Origin of the sequence: Saccharothrix syringae, from assembly GCF_009498035.1 — a bacterium.
GTDB lineage: Bacteria > Actinomycetota > Actinomycetes > Mycobacteriales > Pseudonocardiaceae > Actinosynnema > Actinosynnema syringae.
Map to the genome: position 1 here is coordinate 9,089,764 of NZ_CP034550.1, position 14,118 is coordinate 9,103,881.

The following is a 14,118-nucleotide window of genomic DNA, read 5'->3' on the forward strand; positions in this document are numbered from 1 at the left end:
GGGGGCCCGGGGAATCGGTTTCAAGGCCCTTTTCACGTAACGCGCGCGGAAAGGGCAACCGTTTCGCGAATTCGTTTTCGCGAGCCGTGTTGCCGACCCCATACTGTGCCGGACTCGATTCAGGGGGAGAACATGACCTACCCGAACGCCGACCCGCGGCCGGTCGACCCGGTGGCCCAGCCGGTCCCGGTAACCGAGTCGGTGCCGGTGGTCGAGCCGGTGCCGGCGGCGCAGTCGGTCCCGGTCGCGCGGCCGGAACCGGTGCCGGTGCTGGAGCCGTACGGCCTCGCCACGCCGGCCACCGGGCAGCCCGCCTTCCCGGGCGGCCCGCAGCCCGCGTTCCCGCCCGCCGGGGCCGCGCCGCCGCGCAAGAGGACCGGCCTGGTCGTGGTGTCGGTGCTCGCCGTGCTGTTCCTGGCGGTCTCGGGCGCCCTCGGCGTGCTCTACGTCAACGAGGTCGACCGCAACGACTCGCTGACGAGCCAACTCTCGGACAAGGGCAGGGAGCTGACCGAGTCCGCCGCGCGGCTCGAAGAGGCGCGGGAGGACGCGACCAGGGCGAAGGACGCCCAGGAGGCCGCCGAGGCGGCGCGCGAGCGGGCCGAGGACGAGGGCGAGCACATGGCCGCGTGCCGCGACGCCGCGCGGGCCTTCCGCGAGGCGCTGGTCGCCGACGACCAGGCCAAGGGCGAGGAGGCCGCCGCGCGGATGTTCACCTCCTGCTGATCAGCAGGGCGGGAAGAGGCGGCGGGAGCTGTTCGGTTCACCGGTCGCGGCGGGGTCGCTGAACCGGCAGCCGTAGCGCGGGTCGGCCACCGCGGCCGGGTCGCCCACCACGTCGCCGGCGGGCCTGCGGCCGGTGTCGACCCAGGCCACCAGGTCGTCCCAGGCGGCGCCGACCTCGGCCGGGCTGAACTCGCAGTGGCCGAGCGCCCGGATCGCCCGCTGCACGAGCAGGTGCGAGCGGCCGTTGCGCCCGACGTCGCGCGCGTAGACCTGCTCCATGGAGAACGGCACGAACAGGTCGCCGAGGTCGTGCAGCGAGAGCACCGGCGCGGTCGGGCGGCCCGCGATGCGCGGCACCTCGGTGAGCCCCGGCGTCAGCCGCGTCCGCAAGTCCTCCGGCAGCACGCGCTGGACCTCGCGGTTCAGGTCGACCGGCGCGGAGGGCGCGTAGCGGGTCGCGACGTTGGTGCCGACCCGGCCGGGGTTGGCCGCGAGGCCGTCGCCCTCGGCGGGGGCGGCCAGGCCGAACAGGAAGTCCTGCCAGCGCGCGAACGCCTGCTCCGCGCCGGGCCGCGGGCCGCCGGACCGGTTGGTCACGACGGCGGCGAACTGCCTGCCCCGCTCGTTCGGCGTGCCGGTGAGGCCGAGCGCGGCCCGGATGCGCGGGACGACCGCGGTCACGTAGTCGTCCGGCGCGGGCCAGGCGCGGACGCCCGCCAGCGCCTGCGCGGTGAGCTGGTAGTCGAGGAAGAAGTCGAACAGCTCCTGGTCGCCCAGCACGCCGCACATCGGCAGCGCGCCCCGGTAGAAGCCCGGGTACTGCTCCAGGGAGCGGCCGATGACGTGGCCGCCCATGGACACGCCCGCGATGAAGGTGTCCCGGGGTCTGCCGACGACCTGCGCGAAGCGGGTGGCCAGGTCGTGCGAGCCGCGCACGCCCGCCTCGACGTCGTAGCCGTTGGCGTAGTAGCTGGAGGCGGCCCAGGCGAAGCCCTGGTCGAGCAGCCTGCGGCGCAGGCCGTAGCCGGGCGGGTCGACGGTGAGCACGGTGCTCGCGCCCCGGTGGCCGTGGGCCCACACCACCAGCCGGCCGTTCCAGTCCGGCGGCACCTCGACGGTGAACGCGGCGTGGCGGTGCACGCCCTGGAGCACCCGCGACGGCCGGCCGCCGACCAGCTCGGGCGCCAGCGGCGGGTTGTCGACGGTGTAGCCGGGCAGCGGCTGGTCCGGCGGTGTCGCCGCCCGGGCGGACGGTGCGACCAGCAGGAGGACGAGGAGCAGTGCCAGGACCCGGCGCATGGCGCCGATTGTGCTCACCACCGCAGGTCCGCGACCAGGTCCTCGTGGGTGATGTCGGGGGTCAGCGGGAAGCTCACCCGCAGCACGTCGCCCTCGTCCGCGGTCAGCCGGGCGCCGGGGAAGGCGCGGCGGACCAGGCGCAGCACCCCCTCGTTCTCGCCCAGCACGTCGCCGTGCAGCTCGGCGTAGCGCAGCCCGCCCGCCAGCTCGCCGAGGGCGTTGACCAGCTCGGTGCCGACGCCCCGGCGCTGCCACGGGTCGACCACGGCGACCGCGACCTCGGCGGTGGCCTCGCCGGTGGCGGCCAGCCGGGCGATGCCCACCGGTCCGCGGCGCGACTCGGCGACGACCGCGGCCCGGCGGCGGCCGTCGAGGTCGGTGAGGCGGGCGCGCATGGTGGTGGTCAGGCGGGGCACCGGGGTGTGGAAGCGCAGGTAGCGGCTGCGCGGCGAGAGGCCGCGGAAGACGGCGTCGACGGCGGCGCCCGCCTCGGTTCGGTGCAGTTCGCGGACCTTCATCGGACATCCCCCTGAGTTCGGAATCCGAACCGTAGCTGGATCTGTTTTTCGAACGCAAGGGGGTATCGTGGGGAGGCGTGGCCCACGTGAAGGTTGTCGACGAGCTGTGCACCGTGTCCCTGCCCGCCGCGCTGCTGGGTGAGCGGTGGACGTTGCTGCTGCTGCGGCAGGCGTTCCTGGGGACGCGCCGGTTCGAGGACTTCCAGTCCGCGCTGGACATCTCCCGGAGCGTGCTGACCGATCGGCTGGGGACGCTGGTGGAGGCCGGCGTGCTGCGGCGCGAGGCGTACAAGGACGTGCGGACGCGGTACGAGTACCGGTTGACCGAGAAGGGGCTGGACCTCTACCCCGTGCTGATGGCGCTGCGGCGGTGGGGGGACCGGTGGATGGCGCCGGCGGAGGGGCCGTCGTTCGAGCTGCACCACCGGGGGTGCGGTGGGGGGATCGGGGTGCACGTGACGTGCGAGGGGTGCGGGACCGAGCTGGGTGCCCGGGACGTGCGGGTCACGCCCCGGGGGTAGCGACGGCGGGCCGGACGGTGGTCGGCCGGACGGCTGTCGGCTGTCGGCCGGACGGCCACTACCCGCTTGGCCACCACCCGCCCGGCCACTTCTCCGGCCCAGCCCCGTCCCTAGTGCGCCGCCTCGTCCCAGGAGCGCCCCACGCCCACGGACACCTCCAGCGCCACCGACAGCTCGTAGGCGTTGCCCATGTGCTCGCGCACCAGCGCCTCGACCGCCTCCCGCTCACCCTCGGCGATCTCCAGCACCAGTTCGTCGTGCACCTGGAGCAGCATCCGCGACCGCAGCCCGGACTCCTCCAGCGCCCGGAACACCCCCAGCATGGCCACCTTGATGATGTCCGCCGCACTGCCCTGGATCGGCGCGTTCAACGCCATCCGCTCGGCCATCTCCCGCCGCTGGCGGTTGTCGCTGTTGAGGTCCGGCAGGTAGCGGCGGCGACCGAGGATGGTCTCGGTGTAGCCCTTCTTCCGGGCCTCCTCCACGACCGCGTTCAGGTAGTCGCGCACCCCGCCGAACCGGGCGAAGTACGCCTCCTTCTGCTCCCGCGCCTCGGCCGCCGGGATGCGCAGCTGCTGCGCCAGGCCGTACTCGGACAGCCCGTACGCCAGGCCGTAGGACATGGCCTTCACCCGGCGGCGCTGCTCGGCGCTCACCTCCGACGTCGGCACCGAGAACGCGCGCGATGCCACGAACGTGTGCAGGTCCTCGCCGCTGCGGAACGCCTCGATCAGGCCCTCGTCCTCGGACAGGTGGGCCATGATCCGCATCTCGATCTGGCTGTAGTCGGCGGTCATCAGCTCGGCGTACCCGGGCCCGACCACGAACCCCTGGCGGATGCGCCTGCCCTCGTCGGTGCGGATCGGGATGTTCTGCAGGTTCGGGTCGGTCGACGACAGCCGCCCGGTGGCCGCGATCGTCTGGTGGAACGTGGTGTGGATGCGGCCGTCGTCGGCCACCGCCTTGAGCAGCCCGTCGACCGTGGTCTTGAGCCTGCTCACGTCCCGGTGCGCGAGCAGGTGCTGGAGGAACGGGTGCTGGGTGGACTCGAACAGGCTCTGCAGCGCGTCCGCGTCGGTGGTGTAGCCGGTCTTGGTCTTCTTGGTCTTCGGCATGTTCAGCTCGTCGAACAGCACCACCTGGAGCTGCTTGGGCGAGCCGAGGTTGATCTCCTTGCCGATCACCGAGTACGCGTCCTGGGCGGCCTGCTTCACGCCCGCCGCGAAGTGCGCCTCCAGCGCCGCCAGGTGCTCGGCGTCGATCGCGATGCCCACCGCCTCGACCTCGTCGAGCACGTGCGTCAGCGGCAGCTCCAGGTCCGAGAGCAGCGACTCCTGGCCGGTGCGCACCAGCTCCTCGTCCAGCGCGTCGGCCAGCTCGGACACCGCGCGGGCGCGCACGATCGCCGCCTGCGCGACCTTCTGGCGCTCCTCCTCCTCGTCGGCCAGCAGCGAGAGCTGGCCGTCGTCGGGCTCCTCGGCGCGCAGCTCCCGCTTGAGGTAGCGCAGCGCGAGGTCGTCGAGGTTGAACGACCGCTGGCCGGGCCGCACCAGGTACGCGGCCAGCGCGGTGTCGCTGGTGACGCCGCGCAGCCGCCAGCCGCGGGCCCGCAGCGCGCGCAGCGGCAGCTTCAGGTCGTGCGCGGCCTTGGCCACCGACTCGTCGGCCAGCCACGCGGCCAGCGCGTTCTCGTCCTCCTCCGCCAGCGCCGCGACCTCGACGTACCCGCCCTCGCCGTCGGTCGCGGCCAGCGCCAGGCCCTCCAGGTCGCCGCCCGAGGAGCGGAACGCGACGCCGACCCGGCCGGTGCGCGCGTGCTCGTCCAGCCAGGCCGCGAGCGCGCCCGCGGGCACCGCGCCGCCGCGCACCTCGAAGCCCTCCTCGGCCTCCGGCTCGGCGGTGGACAGGGTGGCGAACAGCCGGTCCCGCAGCACGCGGAACTCCAGCTCGTCGAACAGCCGGTGCACCGCGTCGCGGTCCCACGGCCGGGTGGCCAGGTCGGTCGGGCCCGCGGGCAGCTCCACGTCCCGCACCAGCTCGGTGAGCCGGCGGTTGAGCACGATGTTGGACAGGTTGGCGCGCAGCGCGTCGCCCACCTTGCCCGACACCTCGTCCACGTGGTCGATCAGCCCGTCGAGCGACCCGTACTGGGTGAGCAGCTTGACGATCGTCTTCGGGCCGACGCCGGGGGTGTTGGGCAGGTTGTCCGAGGAGTCGCCGCGCACGGCCGCGTAGTCGGCGTACAGCTCGGGCGGGACGCCCTGCTTCTCCAGCACCAGCTCCGGTGTGTAGCGGGCCATCTCCGAGACGCCCTTGACGGGGTACAGCACCGTCACCCGGTCGGTGACCAGTTGCAGCGCGTCGCGGTCGCCGGTGCAGATGAGCACGTCCCAGCCGAGGTCGGTCGCCTGCGTGGTGAGCGTGGCGATGACGTCGTCGGCCTCGAAGTTCTCCTTGAGCAGCACCGGGATGTTGAGCGCGGCCAGCACCTCCTTGATGAGGTCGACCTGGCCGCGGAACTCGTCCGGGGTCTCGCTGCGACCGGCCTTGTACTCCGCGTAGGTCTCGGTGCGGAAGGTCTTGCGCGAGACGTCGAAGGCCACCGCGACGTGGGTGGGCTGCTCGTCGCGCAGCAGGTTGATCAGCATCGAGGTGAAGCCGTAGACCGCGTTGGTGGTCTGCCCCGTCCCGGTCTGGAAGTTCTCCTTGGGCAGCGCGAAGAACGCCCGGTAGGCCATCGAGTGGCCGTCGACCAGCAGCAGGCGGGAGGCTTCAGGAGTGCTCACGGGGCGAGTCTAGGGTGAGGGTCCGACAGATCCGCACCGGATGGAGCAGCACGTGACGCCAGCACCCGAGGACATCCCCGGCGCCGACCAGGGTGTCGTCGACGAGCAGCTGAGCTCGAAGCTCGGCATCGAGATCACCCGATGGGATGCCGACCGGCTGGTCGGGACGATGCCGGTCAAGGGCAACCGGCAACCGTACGGGCTGCTGCACGGCGGGGCGAGCGCGGTGCTGGCCGAGACGCTGGGCTCGGTGGCGGCGGCCATGCACGCGGCGCCGGAGCGGCTGGCCGTGGGGCTGGAGCTGTCGTGCACCCACCACCGGGCCGTGCAGGAGGGCCTGGTCACCGGGGTGTGCACGCCGATCCACCGGGGGCGCAGCACCGCCACGTACGAGATCGTGATCACCGACGAGCAGGACCGGAGGGTGTGCACGGCGCGCCTGACGTGCTTCCTGAAGGAAGTGCCGAAGTCCTGAAGGTGCGCCCGGGCGGGTCCGGATGTGGAATTCGCGGGGTCCGGAGGTTCGACACGACGGGTCTGAAGGTTCGACTCGCGGGGTCTGAGCGCATGACACGCCGGGCTTTAGCGCATGACACGCGCGGGTTGAGCGCATGACACGCGCGGGTTGGGCGGAGGACTCGCGGTGTCGGGGTGGAGGACTCGCGGTGTCGGGGTGGAGGACTCGCGGGGGGCGGGGGAGACTCGGGGGATGACGGTGGCTGAGGCGCGGGTGCGCGTGCGGGTGGTGGCGGCGGTCGTGGTGGCGGTGGCGGGGGTGGCCGGGTGTGGGACCGAGCCGGTGGCGGCGGGGCCCGCGCCGGCGGGGAGCAGTGCGGAGACCTACCCGGTGCCGGTGCAGACGGTGCGGCCGGACGAGAAGGCGCTGCGCGTGCCCACCACGTCCGACGGCGACACGGCGTTCACCCTGATCGGGCTGACCACGGGGGTGGACACCCTCATCGGCAGCCACGCCGAGTACCCGGCCAAGGGCCAGTTCGTGCGGGTGCGGATGAGCGTGGTCAACAACGGCCGCAGCAGCGCGTCGTTCGCGGCCCGCAGGCACGTGCTGATCGACGACAGCCGCGCCGAGCACACCCCCGACCCGCAGGCCATGACCATCAAGCGGCAGCCCGACGTGATCGACCTGGGCGCGAACGTGCGCCTGGAGTACGACGTGTACTACGACATCCCGAAAGAGGCCAAGCCGCAGGCCCTGCGGGTGTTCGGCGGGCCGACGCTCACCGACCTCAAGGACGAGACCGGGACGGAGATCCCGCTGGCCCAGCCGTAGCCGGGCCGGCGGGATCCTCCGGCTCTCAGTGACCGCCGAGGTACGCGGCGCGCACCTGGGGGTCGTGCAGCAGCTCCGGGCCGGGGGCGCTCTTGACGACCCGGCCGGTCTCCAGCACGTACGCGCGGTCGGAGAGCTTCAGCGCCTGCTGCGCGTTCTGCTCGACCAGCAGCACGGTCGTGCCGCGCTTGTTGATCTCCTTGATGATCTCGAAGATCTGCGCGATGAGCATGGGCGCGAGGCCCATCGACGGCTCGTCGAGCAGGAGCACCTTCGGCTTGGTCATCAGCGCCCGGCCGATGGCGATCATCTGCTGCTCGCCACCGGACATGGTGCCGCCGAACTGCGTCTTGCGCTCCGCGAGCCGCGGGAACAGCTCGTAGACCTCGGCCAGGTCGGCGCTCAGGTCGTCCTTGCGGGTGTAGGCGCCCATGAGCAGGTTCTCCTGCACCGTCATGCCGGGGAACACGCCCCGGCCCTCCGGCGCCTGCCCGATGCCGATCTCCACCCGCTTGTTGCCCGGCATCCTGGAGATGTCCTGGCCGTCGAACAGGACCTGGCCGCTGGTCAGCGGCCGCAGGCCGGAGATCGTCTTGAGCGTGGTCGTCTTGCCCGCGCCGTTGGCGCCGATGAGCGAGACGATCTCACCCTGCCTGACCTCCAGGCTGATGCCCTTGATGGCGGCGATCTTGCCGTAGTGGACGTGGATGTCCTTGATCTCAAGAAGCATCTTCGGACACCCCCAGGTACGCCTCGATGACCTTCGGGTCGTTCTGCACCTCGTGCGGCAGCCCTTCTGCGATCAGCTGGCCGAAGTCCAGCACCGCCACGCGGTCGCTGACGCCCATGACCAGGCTCATGTCGTGCTCGATCAGCAGCACGGTCCGACCGCTGTCGCGGATCTTGCGGATCAGCGCCTGCAGCGACTCCTTCTCCGCCGGGTTCATGCCGGCGGCGGGCTCGTCGAGCAGCAGCAGCTTCGGGTCCGTGGCCAGCGCCCGCGCGATCTCCAGCCGGCGCTGGTCGCCGTAGGGCAGGTTCTTCGCGGTCTCGTGCGTGCGCCCGGGGATGCCGACGAAGTCGAGCAGCTCCCGCGCCAGCTCGCGTCCGCGCTTCTCCTCGTGGCGGTGCCACGGCAGGTTGAGCGTCGCGCCGATCGCACCCGTCCTGTGGTGCGCGTCCGCGCCCACCATCACGTTCTCCAGCGCCGACATGTTGTGGAACAGCCGGATGTTCTGGAACGTGCGGGCGATGCCCTTCTTGGTGATCTTGAAGCGCTTGCCGCCGCCGATCTGCTCCCCGTTGAACAGCACCTGGCCCTCGGTCGGCGCGTACACGCCGGTGACCACGTTGAACACGGTGGTCTTGCCGGCGCCGTTCGGGCCGATCAGGGCGAAGATCTCGCCCTGGGCGATGGAGATGTTCGCCTGGCGGAGCGCGACCACGCCGCCGAAGCGCATGGTCACGTCGGCCAGCTGAAGGACGGGAGTGCTCACTTGACCGCCTCCGTCGAGACCTCGGTGTCCGGACCCGCGACCTCGGCGCCCATCGCGCCCATGCCGCCGGTGCCCTCGTGCAGCTCCGCCTTGCGCCGCCGCGACGGCAGCAGGCCCTCGGGCCGCAGCGCCATCATCAGCACCAGCACGGCGCCGAACAGCAGGATGCGGTACTCGGCCGGGTTCTCGCCCAGGGCGTTCTCCAGCCACTCGGCCTCGCGGAACCGCTCGGGCAGCCACGCGATGACGAACGCGCCGAGGATGACGCCGGGCAGGTTGCCCGCGCCGCCGAGCACGACCGCGGCGAGGATGGTCGCGGAGAGGATGAACGGGAAGGTGTTCGGCTCGATGAACACCGCCTTGCCCGCGTAGATGCCGCCCGCGAGGCCGCCGATCATGGCGCCGATGGCGAAGGCGAGCAGCTTGAACTTGAACGTGGGCACGCCCATCAGCTCGGCCGCGTCCTCGTCCTCGCGGATCGCGGCCCACGCCCGGCCGACCCGGCTCTTCTGCAGCCGCACCGAGAAGACGATGACCAGCACGATCGCGACCAGGATGAGGTAGTAGTACGGCGCCGGGAGGAGCCGGAACTCCACCACGCCCGGGATGGACGGCGGGTGCGGGATGTTGGTGATGCCGCGCGCGCCGCCGATCTCGTCGGTGTTGTTCGCGGTGACGCGGACGATCTCACCGAAGCCCAGCGTCACGATCGCCAGGTAGTCGCCGCGCAGCCGCAGCGTCGGCGCGCCGAGGATGACGCCGGAGACCGCCGCCAGCAGGATGCCGAACAGCACCGTGGCCCAGTAGTTCCAGCCGAAGTGGGTGCCGTAGTAGGCGACCGAGTAGCCGCCGATCGCGAAGAACGCGACGAAGCCCAGGTCGAGCAGGCCCGCCTGGCCGACCACCACGTTCAGGCCGACGGCCAGCAGGATGTAGGTGCCGATCGGGTAGATCAGGACCGTGGTCCAGTCCGAGCCCGGCGACATGAACGACCCGATCCAGGGCGCGGGCAGGATCAGCGCGAACACGATCGCGCCGAGGTACACCAGGTACCGCTGCCAGGACTTGGCGTGTTCCCACCAGTCGCGGGCACCGTCGAACAGGGCGCCCACGCGCCTCAACGGGTTCGAGCTGTCGGACACTCCGTTGCCTTTCATGCGCGGGCCTTCTGCAGGGATTCACCGAGGATGCCGGTGGGCCGGAACATCAGCACGATCACCAGGACGGTGAACGCGATGACGTCCTTCCACTCCGAACCCACGAAGATCGCGCCCCAGTTCTCGATGAGGCCGAGCACGATGCCGCCGAGCAGCGCGCCGCGCAGGTTGCCGATACCGCCGAGCACCGCCGCGGTGAACGCCTTGATGCCGAGCACGAAACCGACGTTGAAGACGGTGTTCTCGAACTCCATGAGGTAGAGGGCACCGGCCACGCCGGCCATCGCGCCGCCGAGCAGGAAGGTGACCCGCACGATGTTGTCGATGCTGACGCCCATCAGCACGGCGGCCTCGGGGTCCTGGGCGGTGGCCCGGATGCCGCGGCCGATCTTGGTGCGGTTCACCAGGCGGTCGAGCGCGATCATCATGATCACCGCGGCGACCACGACGATGATGTGGTCGGTGCGCACCGCCGCGTTGCCGATGGTGAACACCGTCTCGCGGTCGACGATGCGCGGTGCGGACTGCTGGTTGCGGCCGGGCTTGCCGGTCAACCAGGGGATGATGACCAGCGCGAACAGCTCCTGCAGGAACAGCGACGCGCCGATCGCGGAGATCAGGGCGGTCAGGCGCGTCGCGCCCTTGCGCCGCAGCGGCCGGTAGGCCACCAGCTCCAGCAGCACCGCGGCACCACCGGATGCGGCGGCCGAGATCACGATGATCAACACCATCACGCCGACCAGGGCGAGCCCGCTCAGCGGTGACGCGGGCGCGATGGCCGTGATCGTCACGAGCGACGCGAAGGTGCCGATCATGAAGATCTCGGAGTGCGCGAAGTTGATCAGGCGCAGCACGCCGTAGACCATCGTGTAGCCGAGGGCGACGAGCGCGTAGATGGAGCCGAACACCAGTCCGCCCACCGTGCTGGGTAGGAACTGGCTGAAGAAATCATCAAGCATGACAGGTTTGCCTCACGAGACGGGCGGGGGGAGGAACTTCGCCATAGTGGTGGGGAGCGGGAGCCTTTCGCCCCCGCTCCCCACTCAGTCGCTTACCTGGTTCCGCCTCGTGCTCAGCCCTCGAGCTTGGCCGACTCGGCCGGGCCCAGGAGCTTGAGAACGCCGCCCTTGACCTGGTACACGAAGATGTCGTTGTTCTCCGGCTCGCCGTTCGCCTTGAACTTGATCGGCTTGGAGACACCCTCGAAGTTGATGGTCTTCAGGTACTCGTTGATCTTCTCCGAGGTGGTGTTGCCCGCCTCGACGGCCTTGATGAAGGCGGTCGCGGCGTCGTAGCCCTCGGTGGCGTAGATCGCCGGGTCGGCGCCCGCGGACTTCTTGTAGTTGTCGGAGAAGGTCTTCAGCGCACCGGTCACGTCGGCCGACGGGATGTTGCACGGGCACGCGAGGACGGCGCCCTCGGCGGCCGCGGCACCGGCGCCGGAGACGAGCTGCTGGTCGAGCGAGCCGTCACCGGAGGCGAAGGTGGCCTTCACGTTGCCGTCGCGCAGCTGCTTGAGCAGGCGGCCGGCCTCGGCGTAGTAGCCACCGAAGACGATCACGTCGGGGTTCGACGCGGAGACCTTGGTGACGGTCGAGGAGAAGTCGGAGGCGCCCTTGGCGAACTTGTCGCGCTCGACGGTCACGCCCGCGCCCTCGAAGGACTTGGCGACCGCGTCGGCCAGGCCGACCGAGTACTCCTGGTCGTCGGACAGGACGAAAGCCTTCTTCGGGCTCTTGGCGGCCACCAGGAACTCCGCGATGCCGGGGCCCTGGTCGCCGTCGTTGGCCACGACGCGGTGCCAGTAGGTCCAGCCGTTGGTGGCCAGGCCCGGGTTGGTCGCGGACGGCGAGATGCTGGGGATCTTGTTCTCCTCCAGCTGGCCGCCGATGGCCTTCGACTCACCGGAGAAGGCCGGGCCGATCAGGCCGACGATCTTGTCCTGGGCGACGGCCTGCGTGATCAGCGAGGTGGCCTGGTCGGGCTTGCCCTGGCTGTCGTACTCGACCAGCTCGATCTTGACCTTGGGGCTCTTGGCGTTGTACTCGTCGATCGCCATCTTGGCCCCGTTCCGGGGCGGGATCACGATCGCGGAGTTCTCGCCGGTCAGGTCCCCCATGAAACCGATCTTGACCGAGGTGACGTCGCCGCCAGCGTCGCCGCCGCCACTCGTACCGCCGGCACAAGCCGCGAGCACCAGCGACGACGCCGCCGCCAGCGCCAGAACGCGGCCGAGTCGTGCTCCTGACACCGGATTACCTCCCATGACACCAACCAGTCCACCGGTAGGCGGACGGAGCCCTCACACGAGGGCGTGGGTTAGGGCAGGAACGTAGCTTCAGTTGTCTGCGCTGAACAGGTGGTCTTACTGCTCTGTGTCCACATCGTGACGGTAGTCACCGAGAAATGCCCGACCGTTAACAATCTTAAATCCAGCTCAAATCGCCGCAGGTCACGTGGCCAATGCGCGCAGTAACCAACTAATGGCCTGATCGGCTGTCCGATACTCGAACAGGTAACCGGGGCTGCGGAGTTCCGCCGGGGCGGAACTTCAGCCGAAGTTTTCGATGACGGCTTCGGCGACGGCCTTCATCGTGGTGCGGCGGTCCATGGCGGTGCGCTGCACCCAGCGGAAGGCTTCGGGCTCGGACAGGCCCTGCTTGGTCATCAGCAGGCCCTTGGCGCGCTCGACCACCTTGCGGGTCTCCAGCCGCTCGGTCAGCCCGGCGACCTCGTTCTCCAGGGCGGTCAGCTCGGCGAACCGGCTCATGGCCAGCTCGATCGCGGGCACCAGGTCGCGCTTGGCGAACGGCTTGACCAGGTAGGCCATGGCACCGGCGTCACGGGCCCGCTCCACCAGGTCGCGCTGGCTGAACGCGGTCAGGATGACGACCGGCGCGATGCGCTGCCCGGCGATCGCCGAGGCGGCCTCGATGCCGTCGACCTTCGGCATCTTCACGTCCATGATCACCAGGTCGGGGCGCAGCTCGGTGGCGAGCGTGACCGCCTCGTCACCGTCGGCGGCCTGGCCGGCGACCTCGTACCCCTCCTCGCGGAGCATCTCGACCAGGTCGAGGCGGATGAGGGCTTCGTCCTCGGCCACGAGCACGCGCCGGGGCGTGACCGCGGGCTGGGCCTCGGCAGCCTGATTGGTCACCGGGGTCCTCCTGACACTCTGCGGCGGATCGACGCGTGTGCGCCGAAAGCGCAGTCTACCGGCGCGCGGGCCCGCGCTGGTGGTGTCGGGCCGTGATCACGGCCACCGGGCCCCACTTCGTCGGAACGGCCGCACGCCGATCGGCTGAACGCGTCCCGCGCGAGGGGCCCGGTGGCCGCGTGGTTCACCGGACCGCGTGCGGCGGTTCCCACCACCCGGTCACGCCCTCCGCCCAGTCGAACGCGGCCAGCGCCGGCTCGTGCTCGGGGTTCGGCGGTTCGACCTCCCGCAGGTAGACGTCGTACCAGCCGGTGGACACGCCCAGGCCGCCCGTCGTGCTCGGCGCCTCCACCGCGCCGGGCAGGCCGAGCACCGGGTGCAGCAGCCGGTCGGCGACCCGGGCCACGCCCAGGCTCGCCGGCCACTCCACCCACCACCGGTCGCCCTGGGCCAGGGCCCGCAGCCACGGCGCGGCGGCGAACAGGTGGTAGCGGCGCAGCAGCGAGCTGCCGACCCCGCTCGGGCGCGGGTGCTCCGCCAGGTGGTCGGCCTCCAGGTCGGTCAGCGGGCCGCTGATGAAGTCGGCGCGCAGCCGGCGCCCGGCCAGCAGGTTGTGGACGTAGCGCATCCCCTCGGCCCAGGCGCGCTCGTCCACGCCCATCAGGTACGCGCCCGCGTCGTGGTCGAGCAGCCGCAGCTCCACCGAGCGCGGGTGGCGGGTGACGCGCAGGCCGGCCAGGCCCGACAGCCAGCCGTCGTCGTGGCGGGGCAGCAGCTCGTAGAGCAGCGGGCCCAGGGCGTGCTCGGCGAGGTGCAGGCGGGGGCGCGGCAGGGGTTCGACCGCGCGGAAGGCGTGCGCCGGGCGCAGCATGCTGGCCGGCGGCTTGAGCTGGAGGTGGCCCGCCGCGTCCAGGCCCGCCGCCAGCAGCGCGGACTCGAACGAGCGCTGGTCGTCGCCCTCGGCCTCGGGCAGGAACAGGCCGCGCGCGTCGGCCTTGCCGCGCAGCGCGTCGACGACGCGTTCGCGCTGTTCGGGGGGCAGGTCGTGCAGCACCGCCTTCACGGCGGGCACGGCCTGGGTCGCGTTCTCGCCGGTGTAGGTCCGGCGGAGGTCCACGAGCTGTTCGGTCAACGACGATCGCGCCACGGCAGTCCTCGCTCCGGCCG

At 71.3% G+C, this 14,118-nt stretch carries 14 protein-coding genes; 4 read left to right on the forward strand and 10 right to left on the reverse strand.

Annotated elements, in window-relative coordinates; genetic code table 11:
• Positions 1 to 132 precede the first annotated feature (132 nt).
• The gene (locus tag EKG83_RS37930) at positions 133 to 726 is read left to right on the forward strand and encodes a hypothetical protein (protein WP_033430580.1); all 594 of its coding nucleotides are present in this window, start codon (positions 133 to 135) and stop codon (positions 724 to 726) included.
• Here the strand turns inward: EKG83_RS37930 and EKG83_RS37935 are convergent, their stop codons facing one another.
• Both EKG83_RS37935 and EKG83_RS37940 read right to left on the reverse strand, forming a co-directional pair.
• Complete coding sequence (locus EKG83_RS37935; RefSeq protein WP_033430727.1) at positions 727 to 2,025, reverse strand: hypothetical protein; 1,299 nt, start codon at positions 2,023 to 2,025, stop codon at positions 727 to 729. It lies immediately after the preceding gene.
• Positions 2,026 to 2,039: 14 nt separating this feature from the next.
• Complete coding sequence (locus tag EKG83_RS37940; protein ID WP_051765523.1) at positions 2,040 to 2,543, reverse strand: GNAT family N-acetyltransferase; 504 nt, start codon at positions 2,541 to 2,543, stop codon at positions 2,040 to 2,042.
• A 77-nt stretch (positions 2,544 to 2,620) separates the two neighbouring features.
• On the opposite strand from EKG83_RS37940, the gene EKG83_RS37945 reads away from it, so the two are divergent.
• A complete protein-coding gene (locus EKG83_RS37945; RefSeq protein ID WP_033430581.1) occupies positions 2,621 to 3,064 on the forward strand; it encodes a winged helix-turn-helix transcriptional regulator in 444 nt (147 codons plus the stop codon).
• A gap of 110 nt (positions 3,065 to 3,174) precedes the next feature.
• Here EKG83_RS37945 and polA read toward each other — a convergent pair whose 3' ends face one another.
• Positions 3,175 to 5,850 (reverse strand): DNA polymerase I, encoded by a 2,676-nt coding sequence (gene polA, locus EKG83_RS37950; RefSeq protein WP_033430582.1) that lies wholly within the window; start codon positions 5,848 to 5,850, stop codon positions 3,175 to 3,177.
• 40 nt (positions 5,851 to 5,890) lie between these two features.
• Here polA and EKG83_RS37955 point away from each other — a divergent pair, with 40 nt between their 5' ends.
• Positions 5,891 to 6,325, forward strand: a complete 435-nt coding sequence (locus EKG83_RS37955; protein ID WP_033430583.1) for a hotdog fold thioesterase — start codon at positions 5,891 to 5,893, stop codon at positions 6,323 to 6,325.
• Between the two features lie 234 nt (positions 6,326 to 6,559).
• Entirely contained in the window at positions 6,560 to 7,141 is a 582-nt protein-coding gene (locus EKG83_RS37960) for a DUF4352 domain-containing protein (protein ID WP_194282966.1), read from the forward strand.
• 25 nt (positions 7,142 to 7,166) lie between these two features.
• Here the strand turns inward: EKG83_RS37960 and EKG83_RS37965 are convergent, their stop codons facing one another.
• The 7 genes from EKG83_RS37965 to EKG83_RS37995 form a co-directional block, all read right to left on the reverse strand.
• Positions 7,167 to 7,871 (reverse strand): ABC transporter ATP-binding protein, encoded by a 705-nt coding sequence (locus EKG83_RS37965; RefSeq protein ID WP_033430584.1) that lies wholly within the window; start codon positions 7,869 to 7,871, stop codon positions 7,167 to 7,169.
• Positions 7,861 to 8,601, reverse strand: coding sequence for an ABC transporter ATP-binding protein (locus EKG83_RS37970; protein WP_153279005.1), 741 nt, complete (start codon positions 8,599 to 8,601; stop codon positions 7,861 to 7,863). Before EKG83_RS37970 ends, EKG83_RS37965 begins: the two co-directional genes overlap by 11 nt.
• 32 nt (positions 8,602 to 8,633) lie before the next feature.
• Positions 8,634 to 9,794, reverse strand: a complete 1,161-nt coding sequence (locus tag EKG83_RS37975) for a branched-chain amino acid ABC transporter permease (protein ID WP_033430586.1) — start codon at positions 9,792 to 9,794, stop codon at positions 8,634 to 8,636.
• Positions 9,791 to 10,753 carry a branched-chain amino acid ABC transporter permease gene (locus EKG83_RS37980; RefSeq protein ID WP_033430587.1) on the reverse strand — a complete coding sequence of 321 codons (963 nt, stop codon included), beginning with the start codon at positions 10,751 to 10,753 and terminating at the stop codon, positions 9,791 to 9,793. Before EKG83_RS37980 ends, EKG83_RS37975 begins: the two co-directional genes overlap by 4 nt.
• A 113-nt stretch (positions 10,754 to 10,866) precedes the next feature.
• Positions 10,867 to 12,045 carry a branched-chain amino acid ABC transporter substrate-binding protein gene (locus EKG83_RS37985; protein WP_228122364.1) on the reverse strand — a complete coding sequence of 393 codons (1,179 nt, stop codon included), beginning with the start codon at positions 12,043 to 12,045 and terminating at the stop codon, positions 10,867 to 10,869.
• A 300-nt stretch (positions 12,046 to 12,345) separates the two neighbouring features.
• Positions 12,346 to 12,951 (reverse strand): ANTAR domain-containing response regulator, encoded by a 606-nt coding sequence (locus EKG83_RS37990; RefSeq protein ID WP_033430589.1) that lies wholly within the window; start codon positions 12,949 to 12,951, stop codon positions 12,346 to 12,348.
• 184 nt (positions 12,952 to 13,135) lie between these two features.
• Positions 13,136 to 14,098: a hypothetical protein gene (locus EKG83_RS37995; protein ID WP_051765525.1), complete on the reverse strand. Its 963-nt coding sequence runs from the start codon at positions 14,096 to 14,098 to the stop codon at positions 13,136 to 13,138.
• Between the last annotated feature and the right edge of the window lie 20 nt (positions 14,099 to 14,118).

Coding starts and splice junctions, on each gene's coding strand:
- EKG83_RS37975 (WP_033430586.1), bottom strand. CDS start 9,794: ATGAAAGGCAACGGAGTGTCCGACAGCTCGAACCCGTTGAGGCGCGTG.
- EKG83_RS37970 (WP_153279005.1), bottom strand. CDS start 8,601: ATGCGCTTCGGCGGCGTGGTCGCGCTCCGCCAGGCGAACATCTCCATC.
- EKG83_RS37930 (WP_033430580.1), top strand. CDS start 133: ATGACCTACCCGAACGCCGACCCGCGGCCGGTCGACCCGGTGGCCCAG.
- EKG83_RS37955 (WP_033430583.1), top strand. CDS start 5,891: ATGGAGCAGCACGTGACGCCAGCACCCGAGGACATCCCCGGCGCCGAC.
- EKG83_RS37980 (WP_033430587.1), bottom strand. CDS start 10,753: ATGCTTGATGATTTCTTCAGCCAGTTCCTACCCAGCACGGTGGGCGGA.
- EKG83_RS37940 (WP_051765523.1), bottom strand. CDS start 2,543: ATGAAGGTCCGCGAACTGCACCGAACCGAGGCGGGCGCCGCCGTCGAC.
- EKG83_RS37960 (WP_194282966.1), top strand. CDS start 6,560: ATGACGGTGGCTGAGGCGCGGGTGCGCGTGCGGGTGGTGGCGGCGGTC.
- EKG83_RS37935 (WP_033430727.1), bottom strand. CDS start 2,025: ATGCGCCGGGTCCTGGCACTGCTCCTCGTCCTCCTGCTGGTCGCACCG.
- EKG83_RS37965 (WP_033430584.1), bottom strand. CDS start 7,871: ATGCTTCTTGAGATCAAGGACATCCACGTCCACTACGGCAAGATCGCC.